The organism is Paenibacillus sp. J22P51 (assembly GCF_059692215.1).
Genome location: NZ_JCAUAZ010000001.1, coordinates 412,118 through 438,793 on the forward strand (window position 1 = coordinate 412,118; position 26,676 = coordinate 438,793).

The window sequence follows — 26,676 nt, forward strand, 5'->3', positions numbered from 1 at the left end:
TCTTCGAATTTTTCAACTGATTACATAAATGGCAGTCGGCTCACATCGTACCCGGTAATGGCAAGCTTCTCATTCGCAAGCGCCTGGCCGTTCACCTCCATATAGCGGATTCCTTCGCTAATCGGGCTATATTCACAAGCAAGTGTTACACCTTCTGACTGGTACGTAGTACGTCTCAGCACTGTACGGCGAGAGTGCGGGCTTGACAAGTTTTTATCTTCAATCCGTGCTTGACTAGTCCTCTCACGAAACGCTTCAAAGCCCCCAGACTCGTCTTCGCTCGAAACTTGAATGACGAAACCGTTGCCCGTTAACACAAATGTTTTCGGATCGAAATCCCGGGCGTCGCCTTCATAGTTGTAGAAGGACAACGCCAGATAACCATTCACTCTTTCTACTCGGACAGCAGCCTCTCTGCCATGATTGGTAAGCAACAGCGGATGAAACACCATATAAACAGCGCCGTCTTTGACATAGACTGGACAAGGCTCCAGATTTTCTCCCGTCAAATCTTCCAGCTTCCGATCCCCCAGCCAGATTTCGTCAGGCTCGCTGTATTTGCATGGCATAAGGACGGTTAGCTTCAGGCTCGTCACCTGCAATCGGCCAAAGCGTTTCGGCTTATAAAGAACCATTGCTGTCTGCTTGTGCTGGAAAGCCAGCTTTCGTCCTTCATCCCACAACGAATACTCCGGCGAAGTACATGACATCCGTTCATACGTATTCGTCTGTCCGGGCTTTTTCTCATTCACGGTAAACTTGGCGTATACCGCTCGGGCGTTGCGCAGCGAAGGCTGTGCATGAGAATTACGGCGCAGCAGCAAGTGAAAAGAGTCGGTCTGCACCCCGTTATGAAACTCATGCGTCGATGTACCCAGCGCGTAATCTTCCGTCATATAGGTTGTATTGCTGCCAACACCGGCTGGATATTCGACCATGTCATCCGCTAATACCGGGTCCTGAGGAGATTCCCATGCGTGTTCATCCGAAGAGGAAGAGAATTCCACTGTACCCGTAACTTCGTATGGATAAGACTTGTTCAAAGCATGCTCAACAATCTCTACCGGGCAATGGAAGGCCGTATTCACAATACTTGCAACAGCCATATGTTGAAACGCCATATTGTGATGGATCTCAAATCCCTCCACGCCATCTTTGGAAGCAAATAATGTATTGTAAGGATTGACAGGCATCAGATCGCCAAGTACCGTATAGATCGCTGCTTGCTGTGTATGTCCTGTGGAATCAGCCGTGTAAGCACGAGAATAGGGTCCTGCTATTTGAGAAGTAGAGGGATGCCAGCGGGAGAATTGATCTGCCCAGATGCGTTCCTCGCATTGCAAGGCAATTTCTCTTAACTCCGCATCGTCCACTAAATTTGCTATATCCGCCAATGTTTCAAGCTGAATCACCGTATAAGTAGGGCTGTTAAATTCGCTGACAAAGCCCCTGCGAGTAAGCATTTGTTTTAATTGATGCAAGCGTTTGATGCCAATTTCGATCATATCAGGGCGCGAAAGAAGCTTGCCACCGAGCAGCGTCGTGAAGGTGCTCATACAAGGAAAATTGTCATTGACGCCAACAAAGTCCATCTCTTCCAAGGCACATTCGTCGATGGATTCCTCCACATATGCGTACAGCCTACTTCTTGCTCCGTCGGTTAGCATCCTATCGCATTTCATAATAATTTGTATCGCGATCTTAGGAGAAAAATGGCAATGTTGATATTGGCTTAACTCAATAATGGCGTTTCCGATCAGGCAGGCGCGCTCCGATCCCTCAGCCAGAAAAGCGTAAGCAAACCATAATTTCTCCCTGATTCCACCGATTGGCTCCATGCCTGTATACTGGCCATCCGCATTGAAATCGTGCAAATGATAGCGGACGAGCAGACCTAGAATCAGGTCTGCTCTCTCCTTTTGTCCTTGTAAGTCATAATATGCCTTTTCCATGTATACACCTTCCTCTATCCATTAACAGACGCAAGCGCGGGATTAACGTCTGCTTTAATGTTCCAATCCCTCAGTCAGCATAAGCAGCGTCATGGATTGACCGTAAGGCATCGGGCAAATTGGAATGTCACGATATTCCTGAAGCGTGCGCCCCATTCCTGTGCCGTAGGAAACGCCGTTCACGACGCCTTCGGCATCAATTTGGGAAACAACTGCGGCATACGCTTTGGAGCCCACTGCTCTGTAGGACTCAGGCAGGTAGCCCTTTCTTACTGCTTTCAAGATGCCGTAGGCAAAAGCAGCCGTGGCCGATGTTTCCGTATAGGAGTTTGGATCGTCGAGAAGCGTGTGCCACATGCCGTCTGCGGCTTGCAGCTCGGCAAGCTTCGCCGCTTGCTGTTCCAGCGCGGAGAGCAGCAGACGTTCAACCGGCTTTGGAAGCTCCACCATTTCCAGATAATCGACGAGCCCTGCCGTGTACCAGGAATTACCGCGCGCCCACAGCGCATCGGCAAAGTGATGACGGCCGTTAAAGGTCCAGCCGTGGAACAGCAGTCCCGTGCGGCGGTCGGTCAAATATTTGAGATGCATCAGGAATTGATACACGCTTTCGTCGATAAATGATTCCTCATTCAGCAGCAGACCCATGCGGCAAACGAACAGCACGGTCATGTATAACGTATCGTCCCAGACTTCTCCTTCATTCAACTGACCCGAGACAACGTGCTGAATGCCGCCTTCTTCCGTTCTTGGCATTTCCTTCACCGCATATTCAGCCCATTCACGGCAGAGCGCCATGTAATCGTCGCGCCCCGTTTCTTCGGCAAGAAAGCTTAGCGTCAGCATTGGACACATGGTATTGACATTTTTGGAAGGCAACCCTTCGGCAATTCTGCGATCAAACCAGTCGATCAAATACTGCTTGATGTCCTGTCTGGTTGTCTTGCGATAATATAAGTAAAGGGAGAATAACCCCACACCCTGCGGCCACTCCCAGTTCTCCATGGAAATAATACCGATCGGGCACGTTTCTTCTACAGCGCCGCCTTGTAAATGCTTGAGCTGCCCAATTACTTTCTCAATGATTGCGTGGGTTTCCATTTTGTTAAGTTCGATCGTTGTATGCATTACGCTTCACCGCTTTCAATTTTATGGGGGTCGACTACAAGCTCTGCCAGCTTCGTGTCTCCTTCAAATAACGTTGTACTTCTGATTTCCATGTAACTGTCTCGTGGAACTTCTCCGTCTTTATAAGAAGCCTCTACAAGCTTTAATCGAGCTGCAACTGCCGTTGCTTTACTTATGCTATTAACGCCATCTGCATAATATATCGCCCAACCTACTTCCAACCTTGCCTGCTGTAACAGCTTCGTTTCAGCTGCATATAACATCTGCCTTAAGCGGAGCGTATCCCCAGACAGAACGGGATGAATCACGGGTACTTGGCGAGCAGTCTCGCCATAAGCAATGCCTTGAAGTGGTGCGATCAGTACGGCCGAATGCGGATATTGGAGGATGGTCCATTGGCGTCCATCAGCTCCAGCAACTGTGTTCACTTCCCCTGACCAGCGATGCACAACCCACTCATCGGCAAGCTCGCTTGCTTCGTTATGAACTCGGCTCATGCTGCGCATAACTAATACCGCGTGGTTCTGCTGAGTCGACCTGAGCTGGGTATCGGGGTACCACGATTCCTTGAATAACGCTGGTCCTAAATACGCCTTCTGGTAATCAGCCGGATGGATTCTTTCACGTTCTCCATCATGCGTATACCAGCGCAGGTAGGAGACCTGGTGCCCTTCCACTGCCAACGATACCGGATATGATTGCCAAGCCAGACCCCAGGTCGGCCATTGATAAGATCCAGCGATAACCGGGAACCGGTTCACACTTCCAAGTCGGCCAGTAACGCCGATCCAAGTGTTGGCATAGCTCGAATCCATGATTCGTTCTGCGCGACTTCGTGGAGACGGCAGCTTCGAGACCTCGCTCTCCTTCTGCAGCTCCTCCTCGAACAACAGATAGGACAGACCGTTCCATAGACTCCCGCCTGTCTCCGCTTCCATCGAGGATGGCATTCCCATCCCAGCGATTCTCCACATCAAGCTGCTCGGATGCAGCTCGCCTTGCGTATTATAGCTGCGGATCGCAGGAACAAATTCGAAGCCCTCATGGAAACGAACATAATCCACTAAGCCTTCCATCACTGATTGAATTCTCTCCTGTAATTCGGGGTTATCAGCTTGCAAGGAAACACTTGCAATGCGCAATGCATTCAAGGTGATCTGAATATAAATCAGGCTGATATTCTCTCCCCAGCCCCATCCTCTTCGATGCGTATAATCGAGCCATTGCTCGAAGAAAGCTATGCCTGCTTGAGCGTAATGCGGCAAGCTGCGAATACGCGCAATCGCCAGCAACAGCGCGCCGTCGCTCACGATTTTGTTCGTATAATAGAAGATCGGATCCTTTAACTCATGCTCGAACCAGGCTGCACCGTGATCCATCATTTGATCCAGAAGCTCCCGATGAGCCGCAGGCACACGTTCTTCCAAGTAAAGCCTTAGCACGACAAGCGGCATGAGAATAAAGAAAGCGGCATTCGAATCGTTGACCCGCGTCTCTTCCCGATACCAGCGAAAGGCTCCATAATGCGGATCCTGCTTGTCGGTAAATTGCAATTCTGCAAGTGCTTGAAGAATTTGCAAGCCTTGCTTCTCATCCAGCACGCCTATAGCTGTACCCACAACATAATAAGCTGCAGTTGTTCTACCGCAATGCGCCTCTTGCGCCTTGGAAGCTTCGGCCGTATGTCCTGGCTTGCCAGTGTTCACTAGACCGTCCTCTATCTTCAGCTTGCTGCCATATTGCTCCCACATCGACTGCCAAATCTGTTCTGTTTGCGTGTGCATATTGAGGTCATCATCTCCAATCCGGTTCATTTCTCTTCTACTGATTTTCTACATATTCGAAATAATCGAAATCCGCGTAACCATTTTTACCCGAGAGATCCTGGCAGCACATCCCTACAAAAGCGCCGGTATAACGTCCTTCATTGCAATATTCGTCCGACAACTTGCTGGCATCCATGACAGGGCCAATTGCGAACCATTCTTTATCATCCTTCGAATAATAAAACTGCAGTTTATTGTATTCCACGAGAACTCGCAGATAGCAGCGGTTACACCCTTCTATGCTAATATCTTGCAGAAGCGGATAGACGAGCTGGTTGTTATCGCTATGCAGAATGCCCAGGCATTTGCCTTGCTCCTCGTCGCGGGAAACGTACAAGTAGAAATAATTCTGAATATCATACAGGCAAATCAGTCCAGCAGCCTGTCGATAGGATTCCGGATCGAATTCCAGACATACGGAAGCTGTATAGGCAAAAGACTGCTGACGCCGCGCCACCAGAGCCTGATGATGCTTCGAGCTTATAGATTCCTTGCCCTTCAATCGTAAATAGCCGGGGCGCTCCTTCAATGACAAGGTTTCCTCTCCAAGCGGGATCCGTAAGGTTTGAAAGTGAAGGTTTAGGGCCTCATGATCAAAATCGTCTCTGCTCGGTTCGGATTCCCACACATGCTCAGGCAGATCAGGCGCAGGTACAAGCACCTGTGGTTCGTTCCCTCCGGCTTCTAACCTCAGCCAGTGATCTTCCGTCCAAACCATTTTCTGAATCGACGTCTCCCTGCCCAACGTGCATCTGCCGCTATTCGGAATTGGTCTTCCGCATAAATGCACCATATACCATTCACCATCAGGAGTTTCCACGAGATCACCGTGACCGGCCTTTTGCAGCTCCAGCCTAGGGTCAAATCGTGAAGTTAGGATCGGATTTTGCGGATCAACCTCATACGGTCCGGTTAATTCGCGAGAACGAGCCATCGTTACGGCATGATTCAAGCCCGTGCCGCCTTCCGCTGTAAGCAGATAATAGTAGCCGTTCCGTTTGAACAAATGCGCTCCTTCCGTAAACCCTAGTGAAGTACCTTTGAAAATGTTATGAACAGGACCGAAGAGACATTGCTCTTCCACTGAATATTCTTGCAGAAGGATACCGCCAAAACGGTTCCTTCCTCTCCGATGATCGAACACCATATTCACCAGCCACTTACGACCATCCTCATCATGAAAAAGGGAAGGATCAAAGCCCGTACTATTCAAATACACGGGCTCTGACCATTCACCGGTTATATCGTCCGTCGTTACAAGATAATTATGCGTATCTTTGTAAGCGCCATTATCGGTTCTCACATTCGTATAAATGAGATAGAAAATCCCATTGTTATAGCTCAGACACGGCGCCCACACCCCGCCCGAACTCTGAGTTCCTTTCATATCGAGCTGTGAAATCCGATTTAATGGATGCGCGATCAACTTCCAATGGACCAGATCTTTTGAATGATGGATTTGTACACCTGGAAACCACTCGAATGTGGAGGTTGCAATATAATAATCGCTGCCTACCCTCACAATGGAAGGGTCTGGATTAAAGCCCCTTAGAATTGGATTTTGTATATTTCTCATAGCGCTGGCCTCCGAATATACCTTCTCCTCGTTTTCTTTGCTGCAACTCTGCAAACTAATTATCTCGTCTAGCCCCCAATTTCACCACTATTCAATTCCATTTTCTTGTTGTAATGACTGTACGATTTAAAGAAAAGTGTCTATATTCACAAAAAAAAGAGAAACAACACCGTTTGCGTGTCATTTCTCCAGTTTGTCCAAGAAATAGTCAGGATAAGTGCCATATTTTCCGCCAATAAATTCAAGTTTGCTGTTATCGCCAATGTAGTAAATGCCGCTTAAATTCGGTTTAGCTGTAGGACTTACTTTTAAACGAATTGTAATCGGTTTGTTGAATTCGGTTAATTTCTTTCAGCCCCGTCTGCGAGACAAGCAACAATTTTAAATCAAACACTTGACCGCCAGTCTTCACTTGCTCTTGCTTGGAAATCTTGCCTTTCGCAAACAAATCTTGAGACTCAATATCATTCAATGGTTCTACTTTGACAACAATTTTACTATCCTTCGGATCCGCAGACTTATCAGCCAGTTGCTTGAGGAGATCAGCCGGTACATTCATCGTAAGTTGTTCTGAAGAAATCGATAATTGATTCTGACCCATCTAACATATTTAGATAAAGTAATGTTATTTCAAAAGCCACAACACGATGATGAGTCGCCTTGTGGCTTTCTATTAAATCTTGTCTTACTTGTTTTTATGGACTTTTCCTATTTATTTCTTCCAAGAAGCAATTACTGTAATCGCATCTGTCGTGAAAACTTGCTTTGCATTGTTGGATATTGACCCTTGCGGTGCTAGGTCCATATGCTTAAGAACATCCTGCATATGTTTAACCGCTTGATCTTTATGTCCTTTTGCCAGCTGGTCCTGAGCTTGCGTCAAGCTGCTGGAAAGCTGAGTCTGCATCGGTCCGTTCACACTGCCGTTATCAGTGAATGCCGTCAATAAGGTCTGCATGGAATTGACGTTTGTCGTCACGGTTACGCTCGACTTCCATGTTCTCGAGTTGCCTGCTTGATCCTTTACGGTAACTTGAATGAGATGGTCACCGAGCTGACCGGCCCAAATCAAAACTGTTCCTGGCGTATAAGGCTTTCCATCCACCGTTACGGACTCAGAAGCAACACCGGATAGGTTGTCCGCGCTTTGCAAATCAAACTTAACCGATTGACTATCGTTGAATGTGGCTGCTTCCGTCAGTGGACTACCGTTCGCCGATACCGTGAACGTCGGTGCCGTTTTATCGGACTTGATGGTTAAAGATTTAACTGCCTCTACATTCCCTGCTTGATCCGTCGAACGATATTGCACTTCATAAATCCCTTCGCCAAGTACAAAAGGCAAAGTATACAGAACGAAGCCGTTTGTCGATTGAGCGCCGGTTATCGCATATTCGGTCGAAGCGCTGCCTGTAACATCAGAGAGCGAAACCGTTACGTCCGATGTATACCAGTCGCCAGTTCCGGCCGTTCCTGTGACAGCTCCAGATGTAACCGGCACCTCCTTATCGGACTTGACGGTAATAGATTTTACTGCTTCCACATTCCCTGCTTGATCCGTCGAGCGATATTGAATTTGATAAATCCCGTCGCTAAGCACAATCGGTGAAGCGTATGGGACGAAGCCGTTTGTCGATTGCATGCCGTATACGCTCTGCACAACGGTTATTGCATATTCGGTCGAGGCGACACCGGAAGCAGCATCCATTGCTTGGAGCGAAACCGTTACGTCCGATGTATACCAGTCGCCTGCTCCGGCCGTTCCTGTGACAGCTCCAGAGGTAATAGGTGCAGTCTTATCAATGTTGATCGTCACTGTATGTTGTTTTTCGATATTCCCTTTCTTATCCACACTCCAATAAGTGAGAACATGCGATCCGTCGCCTTGAATGGACACGACATTGCCACTTTGTGCAGTTGCACCATCTAGTGTATAGAATGTGTTTGCTACACCGGAGTCCGCATCGGTTGCCGTCAGCGATACAGATACGTCATAATTTACCCAATCTGTTGGAGCATTGTCCGTCGTCACAGGTGGTGTCCTGTCCTGTTGTACAAGTGCATATTGTGCAGCAGTAAGATCGGACATCTTACTATCTACATCAGCCTGAGTAGCAATTGCGTCATTAAGAACGGCATTTGCATTATCAAGCGCTGTTTGGAAAGCCGCCCAACTTGTTGCTGTGTAGTCGGTTTGTATGAGTGATTTCGTCGAATCAATCGCAGCACTTAAAGCAGTAATATCCACAAGAGATAGAATTGAGTTATCAAGAGACACTTTAGCATTATCTACTTTTTGCTGTACTGCATCTAAGTTTCTGTTAACATACTTTGCATCCGCCAGAGCTTTCTGGAACGGTAAAAGTGTAACATGGGTGTATCGATTATTTAAGAGTGCTTCTCCACTGCTAATTGATACTTGTAGGGAAGTCCTATTAGCAACAAGCAAAAGTGCGTTTTTGGTTCTATTTAGTTCCGAAACTTTGAAAGTGATTACAGCAGGTTTGGCATCTCCATCGTTCTTGACAGTAGTTGCATACGCTTTGGCTGTTGCAAATGCCTCCCAGCTTGCAGGGGTGTAGTCACTTTGTGTGAGCACAGGAATCGCATTAAGTGCAGTTATTAGCGCAGTCTTGTCAGAAGCTGGTACAAGTGCCACTTTCGTGTTATTGATTGCTGTTACTTTGGCATCAGCTTCAGCTTGTGTTGCAGACGGGTTATTAGCAACAACCATCCCGTTGGATATAGCAGTCTGATACATGGCCCAACTGGAGGTGGTGTAGTTGCTAGCTGTTAAAGTTGATGCATCTGAAATCGCCGCAAGCAGTGCAGTCTTGTTAGCTAAACGTAGAAGACCTGCCTTCGCAGTATTTATTGCTGCTGTCGCAGCATCTACTTCGGATTGCAATGCGTTACTGTTAGCATTGACACTTTGTCCATTCGTTACAGCATTTTGATAAGCTGTCCAGCTAGCCGTCGTGTAGTCAGAAGGAATCAATGTCCCTAAAACTGAAATTGCGGTTTGTAGAGCCGTTTTGTTTGCCAAAAGCACAAGTCCTGCCTTTGCGGTGTTATACGTTTGAACCGCAGCTACTGCATCAGCCTGTACATAGTTGCTTCTTACAGCATTTACATTATCGATTGCACTTTGGAATGGCGCCCAGCTTGCTGGGGTATAGCTGCTTGAACTGTAGTTCGCCGAATCTGTAATCAGACCATCAAGTGTTTGCATATTTGTGATACGCACGAGTTCGCTTGTTGCAATGTCGAGTTTTTGTAAAGCGAGACCCGCATCTGCTTGCGGAATATTAGTAAGGCTTGTCAGGCTGGTTGCATCAATTAAAGCCTGATTGAACGGCGCCCATGTTTCAGGGGTGTAATCCGCCTGAGAGTGTGTCGCCAAAGCAGTATCAAGCGACTGTTGGAAAACGACCTTATCGGCATACTGAACTGAAGAAGTTTTTACTTTTAGATCTTTAACGTAGTAATCTTTTGTAGCTGTTGAAAATCTATTTAGCAGCAAAGATACCTTGGTAATATTATTTCCAGTAAATCCACTAGTTGGATAATCTGCATTGCTGATTATCTGTTGACCATCAACATAAGAATCGAATTTTTTGTTGACAGTATCAATAATCATCCTAATGTTATACCAAGTGTTGGCGGCATAGGTTTTTGTTGTATCCGTTTGAGTGCCAGCGCCAGGCTTAAAGTATGCAAATTTTGACGTATTATTAAAATTAGTCTGAGCTAATTGGTACGTTCCACTAAGAATTGTATTATAGGCAACAAACGACGAATTGGCAGATGCCTTAGCATTAAAGCTAACCTCGATTTTATTACCTGAGATATCCATCGGGAAATCAATACTTGTGCCTGTAGAAGTACCTGCCGAAGCTTTTGTAAACTTAATATTGCGTAGTCCACCAGTAGTTTCTTCAACAATCGAAATTTTGTCGCTTGTAGTGGAAGAAATGGTCGCACCGTCTGGATTGTTTGTGTTTGGGGTTGATGTTACCGCTCCAAGCTGATATTTCTTCAAATTAAGTTCAAACCCGGTATATGGAGTAGCTGTTAATACAAGACTTGACTGTGCGCTTTGTAGGTTTGCCAAAGCGCTATTTACATCCGACTGTCTTGCACTTGCATTTTTATCAACATTCTTTGCACTGGTTAGGGCATTTGTGAAGGCATCCCAAGATGCGAGCACATAATTACCCTTCCAGTTTGTCTTCTGAAATGAAACTGCAGTTGTAATCGCAGTTTCAAGTTCGGTTTTATCAACAACAGTCGATGCTATGACGAGTCCGTTTATTGCGTTAGTAAGCGTTGCAGTAGCAGAATCGACTTCGATCTGTGTTGCGTTTGGATTGCTATTCACATTCTGTGCATTTGCAAGAGCACTCGTTACATTTGCCCAAGTTCCAGCCGTATAATCGGTCGAAACGAGTGACTGCGCCGTTGTAATTTTTGCTTGAAGCTGCGCCTTGTTAGCTCGTGCTGGAGCGGATGTTCTTACAACGATATTCTTAATGTAAAAACTTGTAGCAGTAGTAGGAGTAGTAGCAAATCTAGCTTGCCCAATGCTAATATCTGTTAAAGTATTCATATTGACAGCTGTTGAAAAAGCGAGACCCTCGGCATACATTAACCCATTCACATAGATATCGTATGTCTGTTTTTGCGTATTCATAATGATCTTGAGATTGTGCCATTCGTTTACTGGATACGGCAATACATTGGATAGTGTACCCGAGCCAACTGGATAATAGGCAATCTGTCCTAAATTATGAAAAGCTTGAGCCATTTGATTCGCGCCACTGATTGGATTTAAAGTATATGCTAAGATTTCTGAATTTGGCTGTTTTACATCTGCGCTGACCTCAATCAGATCACTAGGATTCGTTGAAACAGGTACCTTAAAGCCTGTGTTAACAGATGCGGCAGCGGTTTTGCTCAGTTTAAGTGCCTTTTCACCGGTTCCGGTTCCATCGTCAACGACCTCGATTTTTGCTTTTGAAGCATCGATAGTTATTGTCGCGTTGTCCGGATTGTTTGAACTTTGTGTTACCTGTCCAAATTCATACTTATTCAAATCCATTTTATACGCGTCATATAGTACATAATAGGACCATGGCGTAGAAATCAGAGGATGCTTGACACCACTAATAACCTTTTCCCAGCCTATCGAATAGGTCAGCTTTCCAATAACTGATTTATCAAGCTTTTTCGGAAGGTTACTGTATACAGTAAGTCCATCATCCGTTAACAGTTCTGGTGTCTCCTGAACCTGTTTGGGCAAACCTAAATATACCTTGCCTTGAGAGTCAGCCGTTCCAGAAATGACTTGAGCGTTCCATTTTACCGAAATCTGCTTGCCAGCCAGACCGCTGCCCTCGATATAGAGTTGAACGTAGTCGTCGTTTTTTACATCAGCTAGCTTAGAAGTTTTAATGGCCAAAGGATAGTCTTTATCTGCAGAATCCGATACACGTAGCTCACCATGGACAAGCGGGCAATCAAAACGACTGTGTCTGTAGTTTTCCTGCACGCCGGCATTTTTCATAATCTCAAGTGCCTCTGGTGGATAATTAGAGCCTGTTACATAGGTGTTATCCTGTACATACGCTAAGCCAGGTTCGTTTATATCAGGGTTGTTTGAGATAATCGTTTGGTTTGAGTAGTTGTTATGGATTTTATTTTGTACATTTTTAACAAGTAGAAATCTCGGTGTATTTTGCACTACGTTATTATACACATCATAGTAGTTGGAGCCTTCATCGAAATAAAGCGAACCATACTCTTTCTTTTGGTCCAATATATAGTTGTCGCTTATGATTGTCGGTTTAGCCCAACCACCAGCACCGCTGTCCTGAGACTGACTGCCAAGGGTATAGATCGCGCCTGCATCGATTAATACTTCCATGCAGTCATGAATGTAGTTGTACTGATATCTGTTGTTGCCCATTGGGGAACCAGTTAAGTTTGACCACATTCCCCAACCGTATCCCATGTGCAAACCTGCATAGGGGATATTAAAGATTTCGTTATGAGAAACATCGGTTTCCGTGATTGTAGCAGCGCCAATTGCTGCAGCAGAAAAGTATTGAAGTCCAATATCATGAATGGTGTTGTTGATAATATCGTTATTGGACTGAACATATCTAAAGTCCCACGCTGCCGATGTATAAGACGGATATGCAGGGTTTCCAGCCCATGCGGTGTGCGGTAGATAGAAGTTTTTAGGGTCTTTTAAGTTAACATCACCGATTTGAATGGCTTGTGCGCCAATATTATAAAAATGGCTGCCGACAATTAAATTGTCTTTGTTTCCTTGATGCATGTAAACAGCTGCATTTCCGAATTGCTTAAATTCACAGGAGTCGAAAACGATGTGCTGAGTTGCGTTGAGATAAATATTTCCTCCCGTTGCTCTGTCACCGTCTTCACGTGTGTAGTTATTCTGCGCATCTGCGATACCGAATGTATTGGGTCTTAACCATGTGGCATCACTAAATGTTATACCTTCGAATTTAATATCTCTAACTGGTTGATCAATATTGTCACTCTCAATCTTCATGAGGGTTTCAAGAACAGGAACAACTACTTTCGCGGTGGATATATCTTCGCCATTAAGTGGCTTGTAATAGAAGGAATAGGCATCTCCGCCGATCGCTCCTGTTTTGTCTAAGTACCATTCACCAGGAGAATCAAGGAGTTCATAAGCATTTTCAATCCACTTCGGAGCGCCGCTTGCGGAGGAAGCGCCTTTATTGGTGGCGTTATTCCAGTTTGGTTGAGACATGGTTAGTAATAGTCTTGATGCATTATTGGGGTCAACCGAAATGTGATCCACGATCGTACGGGGTGATGTCCACAAAGCAAAGAAGACAAGCTCTATACTGCTTTGATTCTTCCAAGTAAGCATGCTCATATCAGTGGTATAAGCACCTTTTGCTTTATCTGAAGCGCCTCCTTGAAGACCTCCAACACTACGGGCGCGCGTAGCCACATTGCCATTAACATAAAGCTCACGAGTATCAACAGGGCTGCCAAACGTTGCTTTATAGATGCCCTTTCCAGCATCAAAAAGCGTCCAACCAGTCAGTTCACGTCCGCCGCTGATGGTAACAGACTCGTTATTAAAAGGCGTATAACTGATTGTGAATCCATTTGTCGCAGAATCTTCTTTCGTAAATGTTAAGGTCTGGTCTTGGTAGTATGTCCCAGCTCGCAAGTAAACAGTAATGTCACTGCTCATGTTGTCATTCATGGTTCTGACCTTGTTGCGGGCAGCAGTAACGGTTTTAAGTGGCAGGTCAAATGTTCCAGGATTACTGTCATTTCCACTTGGAGAAACATAAATTGAAGTTCCTGAAACCGAATTTGTGGTAACAACGGAAGCCTCATTTGTTGCGAAAGCAAGTGGGATACTTACATATACTGCCAATATAATCGCCATAATGCTCGAAAGCAGTCTTTTCATAATTTCAATCTCCTTCATAGGAATAAGTCAAATTATGCAAACGGTTACAAGATTCCAGTCGAAATGATGTTTGTAAGCATTTATTTGGGCGAATTTTCATAGAAACGATTCCCGTCATTTAAACGGCCTCTGCCCATGGAACCCAGGACAAAGGCCGCTTAATTTATTATTATTTAAACTGCTCGCTTACTTCTTATTTGCTGCTGCCCAAGCGTCTAACTGCTTCTGCTTCTCAGCGATGATTTTATCCATACCTGCCGCTTTCAACTCTTTATTCATCGTAGCCAGCATAGTGTCTACATCTGTCATGCCGTAAGACAAGCTAAGAATATACTTATCTGTAACGGTTTTAGCCTGTGCAATCTCCGCTTTAACTGGCTCTGCATCGAATGAGAAACCAATGATTTTCGAAGCTTTCGCGCTCTTGTTTAATTGATCTGTCTTCTGTGGGATATCCGCAGCAACACCTGGCAACAGATAAGCGTTCAACGTGTTCCCAAGCATCCACGGAACATTCGTGGCATATCCGGAATCCGGAATCAATTCGATTGAATTATCTCCCGTTTTCTTGTATTGCTTACCTTCAAGTCCATAGGTGACCATGTTGTAAAGTTGCTTATCGGTATTCATAAGCTCTAAGAACATCATAGCACGCTCTGGATTTTTGGAGGTGCGGCTGATCGCCTGCATGGTGCCCGTTACAGAACTTGTGGTAACGAATGGCTCTGTCAAAGTCGCAAACGCAGGGTCGTAACCATTGCGAGCTTTCATTTCGGCTTCTACGCCAGGTTTGTAAGTCGTCAACCCACCAAGAAGAATTTTGCCGCTTTTGTTAAGTTCAGTTGCGTCTTTCACCAAAGCCAAATCTTTATTGATATAGCCTTTGTCCGCCCAAGTTTTCATCAATTTCACGAAGTTTACGAACGACGGTTGTTCGTATTGATTGACGACTTTTAAATCGGAGCCTGAGGCTTCAATCGCTCCTGGCGATCCCTCTGTGCCTAACGTTTCCATTTTCAAATAATTCATGGCATCAATACCGGTGAGACCAAGACCAAGGGGCTGAAAAATAAATTTGTCTGCGCCTTCGCTGGCCTTCAATTTGGCTAAAGTAGGTTCCAGATCTTCCATTTTCTTAATTGCGTTGACGTCGATGGCATATTTATCGACAATATCTTTCCTGAAAGTAACGACGGACTGACGAGCTGCGATTTGGTAGTTAGGGAAACCGTACACTTTATTGTTAACTTTCATCGCGTTCCAGAAGTAGGCTGGAACTTGAGCATTTGCTTTTGGCGCATATTTCGTCAGCAATTCGTCCATCGGAAGGAAGGCGCCTTTGGCAACGTTCTCATAAAACGCGTAGCCTGGGGATGTAAACATGATATCGAAATTCTCTCCTGCGGCGATCATCAGCTTTGTTTTCTCCGCATAAGCTGCAGCCTCAATAAACTGAATCTCGAGCGTAGCATTAATCTTGTCTTTCAAAATCTTATTAATCTCGGCCAATACCGTTTCGCTCTCTTTTTGTGCTGGAATGCGAAGCACCCACTTGAGCTTAACCGGCTCTAGCGCTGCTGTAGTCGGCGTCGCTGCGACTTTAGTAGACGAAGACGGTGTAGTCGTCGCCTCACTCTTACTATCTTTTGCACAACCCGCCAAACTAGTTGCCGCTACCATTACTACTGTCATTATCGTCAGTGTTTTCAACATTCTCATCCTGAACAACTCCCCTGATTTTTTTATGATATCGGCTTTCGAAGTCAAATGGTTACAATTACCCTTTGACTGCTCCAGCTGTAATGCCTCTGACAAAATATTTTTGAAAGAAAGGGAATACGAACATCATCGGACCTGCTGCAATGACGGCCATCGCCATTTTCGCGCTGTCGGAAGGGAATTCTTGAGACCCGAGGGTTAACCCATTTTGTGCGTCTTTCATCATGATTTCGGCATTTTGCAAAATTTTATACAGCAAGAACTGCAGCATAAATTTGCTCTCTGTATCAATGTAGATCATCGAACGGGTCCACTCGTTCCAGTAACCAAGCGTCATCATCAGGCCAATTGTTGCGAGCGCCGGCTTGGACATCGGGAGAACGATTTGCCAGAAAATGCGCATTTCACTGCATCCGTCGATACTCGCCGACTCCAGCACTTCCTGCGGCAAATCGAAGAAAAATGTGCGCAGCAGGATGATATTCCATGCGGAGATGAGACCCGGAAGAATGAGAATCCAGTAGGTGTCCTTAAGAAAATAATATTTAGTATAAACAATATAACTTGGAATCAATCCCGCATTGAACAGCATCGAGAAGAATACCAGAAAGCCGATTACGCCAGCAAGCTTATACTCCTTACGGGAAAGTGAATAAGCGATCATCGCCGTTAACAGCAATCCTACAACAGTTCCGACAACCGTGACGAACAACGTCGTGCCATAGGAGGTAAGAATAAGCTTAGGCGATTGGAAAATAAATCGAAACGCGGCTGAACTCCAGATGCTTGGGAACAGACTGTACCCACGTTCCACGATACTTTTCGCATCGCTGACGGAGATCACCACCACCAGCAGCATTGGTATGATGCAACTTAACGCCAGAAGTGTAAATACGATGTGTGTAATCCAGTTGTTTAGGCGTAGTCCACGCTTTTTTACTGCTGTTTCCATTCTCTTTTCCCCTTTCTAGAACATGGCCCTGTCCCGGCCATATCTGTACCGGATGAAAAAGTTGGCACCCAATACGAGTACGAATCCGGCGATCGATTGAAATAAACCTGCTGCAGCGCCCATTCCTAAATCTGCCGCCCCGCGCAACGCGCTGTATACATAGGTATCCAGAACTGACGAGACACTCAGCAGCGACGGTGATTCCAAAGGTACCAGGAAGAATTGCCCGAAATCCGCATTGAAAATTCGACCCAACGCACCGAGAAAATTGATCAGAATAATGGGCCGCAAAGCTGGAACTGTAATTTTCAACGCCATCTGAAACCTACTCGCTCCGTCGATGGAAGCCGCTTCATAATACGCGGGATCTATAGATAAGATGTAAGCGTAATTCAGCAACACAGCATAGCCCATCGTTTTCCAGAAGTGTAAAATAACATGAATCCAGAACCAGTATTGCGGTTCAAAATACCATTCAACTCCAGAAAATCCCAACTCATGCAAAATGATGTTCACTAGTCCTTTACTGTTATCCAGCAGGGCAACCACAATATAAGTAACAATCGTCCAAGAAAGAAAATACGGCAAAAATATGGCGGTTTGATACACTTTCAATATTTTCCTGCTCACTACTTCATTTAACAGAATCGCCAGCAGGACACTTCCGCCAATTCCCGTAATAATAAAAACGGCGTTGTAGACAAGCGTGTTTTTGAGTGCTAACACGGCATCGGACGTTGAAAAAATAAACGTAAAGTTTTTAAGTCCGATCCAGGGGCTGCCAAAAATACCGTCGACAAAATTGTAGTTTTTAAAGGCAAGTACAGCGCCAGGCATCGGTATAAAATTAAATACAAGAAGAAGTACCAATGCCGGAAGCGCCAACAACGTAAAGTCTACATTTTTTCGCAGGGCACTCTTGCGAGACACCTTCTTCACGTTCGGCACCGTTTTGGATATTGCGGTCGTTTTCATTTGTTACACCTCCTCCTCGTCTTCTATGCTGTAGTTCTGCAAATTGATTATCTCGTCATGCGCTCAATCCTACTACTGTTCAATTCCATATTCTTGTTTTAACGACTGTACGATTTCAAGAAAACTGTCTATTCCCACAAAAAAAAGAAAAACAACACCTTTTGAGTGTCATTTCTCCAGTTTGTTCATGATTTCTATGTCTACGCGATAGGCTTTAGGCGTGGTGCCGAACCTGCGTTTAAACAGTTTATAGAAGCTGCTTTCATTGTTGAAGCCGGTTCTCTCCATAATCTCGGTGATGCTGAGCTCCGTCGCAAGCAGCAACTCGGCTGACTTGTCCAGTCGAACATTATGAATAAAGTCCATGACAGACCAACCAACCGATTCTTTAAAGATGGTACCCAGATAGCCTTGGGAAAGCTTGAATTCTACCGCGATACCTTTCAAGCTCAGATCTTCTGTAAAATGAACTTGAACGTAGCGTTTAATCGATTCAACCAAAGCATCGTGACGCGTTTCCACAAGCGGCTTCTGATCCGCAATTTTCATAATATCCGCATAAAATTTGCTCTTGAGATCATCAATGGATTCAAAGGCAGCCATCCGCATATAAAAATCTTTCATGGAGATTTGAATTTTCTCAATTCTTGTTTTATTCAGTATATCGAACGCCTTGCCCAGCGCCAAGGAAAAGCGTGTAATAGAAAGCATGAAACTTTCGATGTCTCCTTTGGACGACACTTCAATGAACTGATCGAACAGCGATTTGGCTTCATCACCATCTCCTGCGCGAATCGACTCCAAAATTCGTTCTTCCAGCTTCTCGTCATAGGTAACCGTCATTTGCTCATGAAGATCCAACACAGCAGGATCCAGAATCGCTTCACGACTGTAGATCACACTATATTTCAGCAAAAGTGATGCCGTACGGTACGAATGAATGAGCGCTTCGACACCTTGTACATAACCGCCTAGGAAGGCGGAGAGAGTAATGCCTGTATACCCTTTCACTGTGTTTTGCAGCAATCTAATTTTCTCATCCCAGGAGATGTCGGGCCTTCCATCTGGAAGGAAGACAAGCAAAATAAACTGCCCTTCCCCGATATAGATGGCCTTTGCCGTTTGGCCACAATCAAGAACCTCCTCGGCTACATTCATCATAATAAACCGATAAGCCTTTTTGCGGTCGGCGTCCATGGTCTCGAACTGCTCCCGCCGATCAATCTTCAGCAGAATCAGCATCATTTCGCGATCGAGCATATTGCCGAACACAGAAGAAAATTCGCCGGTCAGCTGATTAGCAATGGAGTTATTCTCCATCAACACCGCTTTAATATAGTTTTCCAGCAAAATCGTGTCCGCTGACTGTTTATAGCTGTTATAGTCATTCAGCAAGCCTTTATTTTTTTGAAACACATCCGAAAGAAGCTTGACCTCGTCAATGAGCGGCCCCTTATTCTCATCTTTGCCCCTAGGCCCAATGACTTCGCGAAACACTCGGCCGAAGGGGAGGTAGATGCGATAAGCGATGAAGCCTGCAGCGGCGAGGGCAAAAAGCGCTATGCCCAGCGTAATCTGCAGCACGACTTTACGCACGAATTGCAGCGATTGGTATAGAAACTCATTGGATTCTTCCACCACAAGCACCCAGTTGGTTTCGGGCATCCAGAGATAAGTAATGATTTTTTGATCTTTTTTCGCTCCGGTCTCAAAGCTGCCGGCTTCTTGATTCGTCTCCATAATTTTGTGAACCAGTTCGGTGTTGAGTACATCCAGATTGCGAATTTGCTTGGAATCGTCAATGAGTGTACGGCTCGTTTTATCAATTATATAAGCTTTATTATTCTGACCCTTAAGCTTACTTAAGGTGTCGCATAACCAAGCTGCGTCAATATTGACGCCGAGCGCTTTGGATAATTTGTTGTCACTGTCAGTTTGAAAATAAAAATACGTAAACACTGTTGCACTAGTATTATAAGCCTCTAGGGGAAGCACTCTGGGTATCGGTGTCAAGACTGCCGTGTTCCTGTAATTTTGAACCGCGTTCACAAAGAAAGTATCCTTCTGTACCATGGAACCAAGCGTCGAATAGTAATTTCCTGTTGTTCCGCTGTAGAGCGTATCCGAGTGAAAGATAGGATTGATTTCAAACGATTTACTGATTAACTCCATGTACCTGAACATTTCGAAATAATCGAGTTGCTTCTTCTCAAATAATACGGCAAGAGCAGGATCGTCTAGCTGGCGGAACGTAAACGCCCTCACATCCTCATTCATTCGCTTGATCGTATTACTGATAATGCGCAGCTCCTTGCTATTCTCTTCATAGGTCCGCTGCTTAACGATGCCCTCAAAACTTTTGAATGCAGTAATTGAGAACCCCCCAAGCACGACTAGGAGCAGCAGTGAAAGCAATACTACGATGTTAACGAACGTCCGACTGATACTCCATTTAAACATGTCATGCATTCTCCCCTTAACCCATCATGTACTAGCCCGCCATCATGCAGAGCAGAATTGTCGAGTTTCATTATACAATCATGGCATGCACATGGCTATAAAATTCTCACAAACACGGTCAGCATCAAGATCGTCAGCGACATCCTTATCATACCAAGCCGCGTTGGACTTCATGTACACACAAAACGCAAGGGAACCGATAATAGCTATCAGTTCCCTCTGCGTTCACTATGATGTTGCTTTTCCACTCATTTTTATTGACCGCGGCTGTAGGATCACCACTCAAAAAGTCCTAATAACACGAATGTGGAACCACTGTCTTGCACCGATCGTTACATTCAGCTCACCGTTAGTAATTGCAAGCTCTTGTTCATTTTCTTCCAAAATATTAGTCTTAAATGACCGAGCAATCTCAAATCCTGGAATTTTCACTTTAGCTTCGGATGGAACGTCTTTCAAGTTTCTCAAACGAATAATGAATCCGTCATCATCCATTGCCGGTTTGATATACGTTGGTACAACGCCGTTGCCCGTTACTTCCAAAAGTTGACCTTCTTTTTCAGCGGAGCCATGCATGACCGGGAAAATTTGCACCGGTTGGGACGCTTCTACCCCTTTTTTCATCACTTCTTCAGCTTCAAATTTATGAAATGTCGATAACACGTATCTCACTTCGATGAGACCAGGCTGACTCGCTCTAAAGTTAGTATCCCAGTAATTGTTGAGCGGCCATGCTAATAGAATTGGATTCTCATTCCGCTGGATCGATTTCTGTTCTTTACCAAAATGGAAATCACCAATCTGCACTAATGGCGCATCCGGACAAGCCAATGTGATGCCATGCTTGTCATCATATATGGAAACGGTTTGATCAACGGTTACCCACTCTTTACAAACCGTTGGAAGCTGATCTTCGTCTAAGGCTGCGAAGGTGCCCGCACTGTCAAATACCGATTTCCAGTTCTCCTTTAATTGAAGAGGGAACGCAAAATAGATGGATTCAGGCTCACGGATATCAAGCTTATCAATGGCAGCGGACAATTCAATATCCGGACGGTTGGCAAAGAAAGTCATCCTTTGCTCTAAACGCTTAACTCCAGGAGCTGTCCACTCCATTGTTAAGGTAACGCCGGAGGAATGCCTTTCAACTTGGAAAGAAATTAATTTATCGGCTCCTCTTCGCACCGCTTCCCATTCATTATTCCAACAGCTAATATTGTTATTGCAATCATCCAGCACGCGGTCGTGAATGGTTGTCCGATCCAGCTTATTTCTTAAAGGATCAGGAGACTCATGAACGAATTGGAACAATGTCCATTCGCTGCTTTGATCGATCATTTGCCAGCCGGTTGATTTGTCTATCAACTCGTGGATTCTGCCGATTTCTTTGTCAAACGTAATGCGATAATAAGGCGTATCAATTGAGTTATCCGTTATGTCGATATTGCTTGCAGTCTCTTCCACAGTAATTGGTGCGGGCAGCGGAAGCACCTTATAGCTAAATGGAGGCATCTTAATCAAACCATACGAAGGTGTCTTCCAATCGATATCGTAATTATTCTGGATATAAGAGAATCTTGCGGCAGAAGTATGTCTGTCTCCGTGTAGATAATAATCTGGAATATGCAGGTCGCATACCTGCTCGACGTGTGTCGGATTCACTAACATGACTCCCTGAGGCGGTCCAGACTGGAGCGGATTGCCTGCAAGCTCTTCCAACTGCTGATTTAGCACGTAACCTGACAGACTATTTGCCTTATAAGCAAAATGCGCCTTGTGCATCCATTGAATTTTCGTAAACATTTCGTCAGGATGCGTAGTGGAAATGTTGGCTCCCCAGGTATGCTCATCATACAGTTGCGCTTGATCCCATGCCTCTTGAAAGAGGTGACGATTGCCTGAGAAGTTGTTATGTTGGACAGCCGAAAGGAACTCAGCATTCTTCAAACTAACTTTACTTCGACGATTTAATCTAGTTTCTACGGCGGAACTTGCGGCTCCAAAATTCCAGAAATCCGTCCAATCACCCCGATAAGTTTGAATCGTTTCTGCCGGCTGCTCTTTTAACCTTTGCAGCAGCATTTCAGGCGTCACCATTCTCATTCGCTGCTCGTGTCCTTCCGCATTCCATTTGCGAATCATGGCGAGCAATGTTTGGTCCGGAGGCGTATTATCGTAATGCGGTACATTCGTTGCCGATAAATAGATGAAATCATAAGGATAACCATCACGTTCAATCCGAGACATATAACGATCAAGTCCCTTTTTCATGAGCTCGGTGCTTTCCTCTTCCAATTGGCACCATTGCGTAAACAGTGAATAATGCTCGCCATTAAATGTAAGCAATTCTCGACCGTCAGGCGCAACCCACTTGAATGCTCTTGGTCTCTCTAAAGGAAGACCGCCTAAATGGATGTTAATTCCTGTTGTATACAGTTCGACTCCCGCATCCAGCATGGCCTGTGCAATCGTCCAAGGCTGACCGTTAATATCATGATTAATCGCAGTACGGATCGGTACATGAAATTTGTCTCGCAGCTCTTTAACTGGATAAAGCAATCGCGCCAATTGCTCCGCGTTACATAACGGACTTGTGTGCATGCTTAAAGCCGAGATACAAATTTGACCATTGTTTAGGAACTTGCTGAATCGTTCCACTTGGCTGCTGCTAGTTGTTTCCAACCATCTCATCACTGGCAAGGTAGCTTCGCAAGTCCAGTAGAATCTGTTTTCTTCTGCATCGTGCTGGGTTTGCTCACAAAGATCAAGAACCTGATCGATATATGTGTTTTGTAGCTCCATAAGCATAGGCTGTGTATGGGTATAGCCAATATCCAAATGACTGTGGTGATATACGAGAATTTCTTTGATTTTTGACATTTCCTTCTCCTCCAATGACTTGTCATGTTCTCACATGCCAATTCGAAAGACATCGCTTTCATATCAATAATCATAAGATTCGGAACACCAAATGTATTTGCAATATGCTGACTACTTTTTTATACTTTAAGGACATTAATTCAGTTAGGATGGTTTGAGAAAGATGACTTTACCTCAGTCTATTTACGTCGATGGAACAGTCAATTTAAATTTGATGGCGCATACATTGCAAAGTAAAGATGCCGTTTTTCGCGTCCATTACTGGGGAGGGATTCGCGATCATGTCCATCCACCCATCCATCAACATTCGTTCTTTGAAATCTGTTATGTACTTGATGGCAATGCGACTTATACGGAATCTGGCGCCGACTATACGCTACAAAAAAACAGTATGTTCTTAACTAGGCCTTATACAAAACACAACATTCATACTGCCAGCTCATTTTTCTTTATTTTTGTCGCATTTGAAATCGTAGCCAATGAGTCATCCTCCGCGGCAGTGGAGATGTTCAGTCGACTGAGCAAAACAAACAACTTCTTCATTCCTGATGGCTCTAACCTACCTGCCATCCGCATTTGGGAAGCGCTGCTGCAGCAATCCTTTCAAGAAGGCCCGCTTTTTCAAGAGAGTGTACTAGCACTTTCCTGCGCATTGTTAACCTCTTTTACTCACATTTTCACTGACAACATCGAACAACAAGATGCAAAGAAACGAAAGAGAGAGAAGCTTGGAGCTAGAATGGTCATTTCCCAATCCAAATTGTATATACGCGATAACCTTGCAAACCCAAGCTTATCATTAGTCGAAGTAGCCAATTTTTTGCACCTATCAGGACGCCATTTTTCACGTGTATTTAAAGAAGAGCTAGGACAATCTTTTACGGATTATGTTCGAAAGGAACGTGTAAGACAAGCTACCCTCCTGCTTACTTCGACGAAAAAATCGATTAAACAAATCTCGGAGGAAACAGGTTTTGAAAACGTTCATTATTTTACGAGAGTCTTTTCCGAGATTATGGAAATAACACCAAGAAGATTTATAGATAAATTCAACAAGAAGTAAGTGTCAGAGCTCGTTGTCATATTTTATAATTTTCTGCCATAACTCCCGAGGCTTCATAATCTTGCCCGTGCCAGCTGAAAAAACAACCGTCAAACAGAAGCAGTAAATTAAACAACAGAAGGATCACGCCTGCAGAGCAGTCGTAACCCTTCTTCAAACGTTCAGAAATTCCAATCTTTATGTCGTACGATACGCAACAGTTCCTGTGTTTATGGCATGGCAAATCTGGATAGGTCGTTCAGGCGTTTCCCAATTCTCACCAAGCTGAATGAAATACCGGAATTCATAAAAGCCACCTAAGGTCGCTTTAAAATTCGTCTCCCAATAGTTTGAAAGAGGCCATGAATAGAGCGGTTCCTTGATTTCCTCATCCTGTTGTCCATTGAGAATTCGTGGCTGATGCATAATTGATCCGGTTTGTAACAATGGCGTATCCGGCGTTGCCACAACCAAACTGCCCCCAGGGGACAATAAGGTGAATCCTTCCTGAATACAGTAATAATCGATTAAAGTCCCTGGAAGTTGATCCTTGCCTGGACGAATTGGGACTCCTGGCTTATCTAGCCATAGCTCGCTTCCTTCCTGTGCAAATGGCAGGGAAATAAACACATTTTCGGGCTCCCAAACACTATCCTTATGAATCCGAACAGAGACGTCCACTCGGGCAATCTCCTTATAAACCTTCAAGAAAACCGAATAGTAGCTCATCCCTTCAACCGTAAACGTCAACTCAACAATGCCATAAACGTCACCTTCGGTAATCTTTTTAACGCCTGCAAGCTTTCCAATGGATCTTTGAACATCAAGCCCTTTTCGGTTTCTGCCCATGGTGCTTCTAACTTTGACCATTTGACTGATTTCGCTTACTGGCGTCTTTTCGTAAATGGGTGTGAATGCACCTGCAAGTCTGTTGGAAGCGATCCATTCCTTGCCGTTACTTTTGTCGTACCAAGAAATGATGCCATCACTTTCTGCCCATGCAATCCGAACAAAGGAGGTCTCCACATAGTGCTCTGCGAATAGGATCTGTGGCTTTGATGATATCTCATCCAAATTAATCAGGTCCTTTACATCATAAACGCGATCCTGACCAATTAGGTAGGTACTTCTTGTTGTCTTCAGCTTTGCTTCCTGGGCATGACGTATAAAATATGACTTTGTTTCCTTGGCTTCCAATTTCGCCACGATCTCGATTTGGTTACCTCTGCTCACTCTTTCTAGTTGATGTGGAATTACGCGCCCGGTACTCTCTTCTACAACTTCTAATCCTTCCTTAAACCGATCCAGCTCTGAATAGCTGTCGAGGTAGAAGTGAGCTATATCTTCGATTGGATAGTCGTATGGATTAACTACTCGATAAGATAACTTTCGATCATGACGAAGCATGACCTCACCTTGCTGCTTCAACACCTCATCCAGGGCCGTGTAAACGGATCGACTGGCGTTGGCCGCATAGGCTTCTTTTCGAACACCAAGCTGCTGTACCATCATGTGCCACGGTTCTTTAATGGAAGAATGATAGCCCCATGTATGCTCGGCGAACATCATCAACTGATGCTCTGCTTCACGGATCCGCTCACCTTGCAGCATGTCCACATTAGGCTCCAACTTACGAACAACACCCAGCATTCGTTGAGCATCGCGGAAAATTTGTGTATGCATGGGTGTAGAACTTGCTCCATCACTCCAATAGTCTGGCCAATCGCCGCGGTATACCGGAATGTCGAATGACTGAGCGCGTACAAGATCGAAATACTGGTTTAACGTCGTCATTTCTATTTCAACTTGATCGCCGTATTTCTCGTTCCACTCTTTAATAAAGGTAATAATTTTTGGATTAGGTGACGCATTGTCGTTTAAGAGTCCCATGACGTTGACCAATAGGAAATCGTATGGATATTGCTCCTTCTCCAGCTGGTTGATATACCGGGTAATACGATCCTCCGCTAATTTCCAATGATTGTCCGAAATCCCCCATACGAAGTGCTCATCTTCATTAATGGTGTAGGACAGAACAGCATCCGGATTTAACCCTAAATCATTGCCGAACATATAATGCTCGCCGTTCCATACGAGGATCTGATCTCCATTAGGCGTCTCCCAATAGAATGGAAACTGCTTCCGACCAATCGGGAACATGCTGTGATGCGTATGTACGCAAGATAGCAGGTTTTCGATGCCGGCATCCGCCATCGCTTGCGAGTACCCCCAGCTGTATCCAGTAATGTCAGCTGTCATGGCTGATTTGACCGGTGAGTCGAGCTTGATTTCACGGGCATAATCCCCCGCTTTTAACAGCATTTTTCTTAACAATTCGTAATCCGCAAGTTCGCCCAAGTTCAGATAAGTACCCGACAGTTCGATATCGCCTCTACGTAAAACGGTAACAAATTGCTCCCGTTCTTCTTCTGTCGATTGCTCTAGAAAGCGCTCTACCGCCCAGAACGTTTCGCAGGTCCATTTGTAACCAGTCCAATCGTTTTGAAGCCCACTATGAGCAGCATTCGAAATCGCAACTGCTTGCTTTATATAATCCACATGAAATTGTTCAATTTTCTCTTGTCGTTCCGTATAACCAATGTCTGTATGAGAATGATGTATCGCATATATTTTCCATTTTTTTCTTGTTTGCACAAAAAGTCCTCCCTATGAAGCTGGA

Annotated in this window: 13 protein-coding genes; 1 reads left to right on the forward strand and 12 read right to left on the reverse strand. The window is 44.9% G+C overall.

What is annotated here, in order from left to right:
- Positions 1–20 precede the first annotated feature (20 nt).
- The 11 genes from AC58QC_RS01415 to AC58QC_RS01465 form a co-directional block, all read right to left on the reverse strand.
- Complete coding sequence (locus tag AC58QC_RS01415; RefSeq protein ID WP_497413426.1) at positions 21–1,952, reverse strand: DUF8769 domain-containing protein; 1,932 nt, start codon at positions 1,950–1,952, stop codon at positions 21–23.
- A 54-nt stretch (positions 1,953–2,006) separates the two neighbouring features.
- Complete coding sequence (bglB, locus tag AC58QC_RS01420) at positions 2,007–3,080, reverse strand: beta-galactosidase BglB (RefSeq protein WP_497413427.1); 1,074 nt, start codon at positions 3,078–3,080, stop codon at positions 2,007–2,009.
- The gene (locus AC58QC_RS01425) at positions 3,080–4,894 is read right to left on the reverse strand and encodes a hypothetical protein (protein WP_497413428.1); all 1,815 of its coding nucleotides are present in this window, start codon (positions 4,892–4,894) and stop codon (positions 3,080–3,082) included. Before AC58QC_RS01425 ends, bglB begins: the two co-directional genes overlap by 1 nt.
- Before the next feature lie 7 nt (positions 4,895–4,901).
- Positions 4,902–6,482: a glycoside hydrolase family 43 protein gene (locus AC58QC_RS01430; protein ID WP_497413429.1), complete on the reverse strand. Its 1,581-nt coding sequence runs from the start codon at positions 6,480–6,482 to the stop codon at positions 4,902–4,904.
- Between the two features lie 289 nt (positions 6,483–6,771).
- Positions 6,772–7,083 (reverse strand): hypothetical protein, encoded by a 312-nt coding sequence (locus AC58QC_RS01435; RefSeq protein WP_497413430.1) that lies wholly within the window; start codon positions 7,081–7,083, stop codon positions 6,772–6,774.
- 111 nt (positions 7,084–7,194) lie between these two features.
- The gene (locus AC58QC_RS01440) at positions 7,195–13,968 is read right to left on the reverse strand and encodes an OmpL47-type beta-barrel domain-containing protein (RefSeq protein WP_497413431.1); all 6,774 of its coding nucleotides are present in this window, start codon (positions 13,966–13,968) and stop codon (positions 7,195–7,197) included.
- Between the two features lie 186 nt (positions 13,969–14,154).
- Entirely contained in the window at positions 14,155–15,687 is a 1,533-nt protein-coding gene (locus AC58QC_RS01445) for an ABC transporter substrate-binding protein (protein WP_497413432.1), read from the reverse strand.
- A gap of 58 nt (positions 15,688–15,745) precedes the next feature.
- On the reverse strand, positions 15,746–16,639 hold the full coding sequence (locus tag AC58QC_RS01450; protein WP_497413433.1) for a carbohydrate ABC transporter permease: 894 nt from the start codon (positions 16,637–16,639) through the stop codon (positions 15,746–15,748).
- 15 nt (positions 16,640–16,654) lie between these two features.
- Positions 16,655–17,614, reverse strand: a complete 960-nt coding sequence (locus AC58QC_RS01455; RefSeq protein ID WP_497413434.1) for an ABC transporter permease subunit — start codon at positions 17,612–17,614, stop codon at positions 16,655–16,657.
- A gap of 168 nt (positions 17,615–17,782) precedes the next feature.
- Positions 17,783–20,074, reverse strand: a complete 2,292-nt coding sequence (locus AC58QC_RS01460) for a helix-turn-helix domain-containing protein (RefSeq protein ID WP_497413435.1) — start codon at positions 20,072–20,074, stop codon at positions 17,783–17,785.
- 282 nt (positions 20,075–20,356) lie between these two features.
- Complete coding sequence (locus tag AC58QC_RS01465) at positions 20,357–22,954, reverse strand: glycoside hydrolase family 38 N-terminal domain-containing protein (RefSeq protein WP_497413436.1); 2,598 nt, start codon at positions 22,952–22,954, stop codon at positions 20,357–20,359.
- Positions 22,955–23,117: 163 nt separating this feature from the next.
- Between AC58QC_RS01465 and AC58QC_RS01470 the strand changes: the two genes are divergently transcribed.
- Entirely contained in the window at positions 23,118–24,017 is a 900-nt protein-coding gene (locus AC58QC_RS01470) for a helix-turn-helix domain-containing protein (protein WP_497413437.1), read from the forward strand.
- A 177-nt stretch (positions 24,018–24,194) separates the two neighbouring features.
- On the opposite strand, the gene AC58QC_RS01475 is transcribed toward AC58QC_RS01470, so the two are convergent.
- Positions 24,195–26,651: a glycoside hydrolase family 38 N-terminal domain-containing protein gene (locus tag AC58QC_RS01475; protein WP_497413438.1), complete on the reverse strand. Its 2,457-nt coding sequence runs from the start codon at positions 26,649–26,651 to the stop codon at positions 24,195–24,197.
- Positions 26,652–26,676 lie beyond the last annotated feature (25 nt).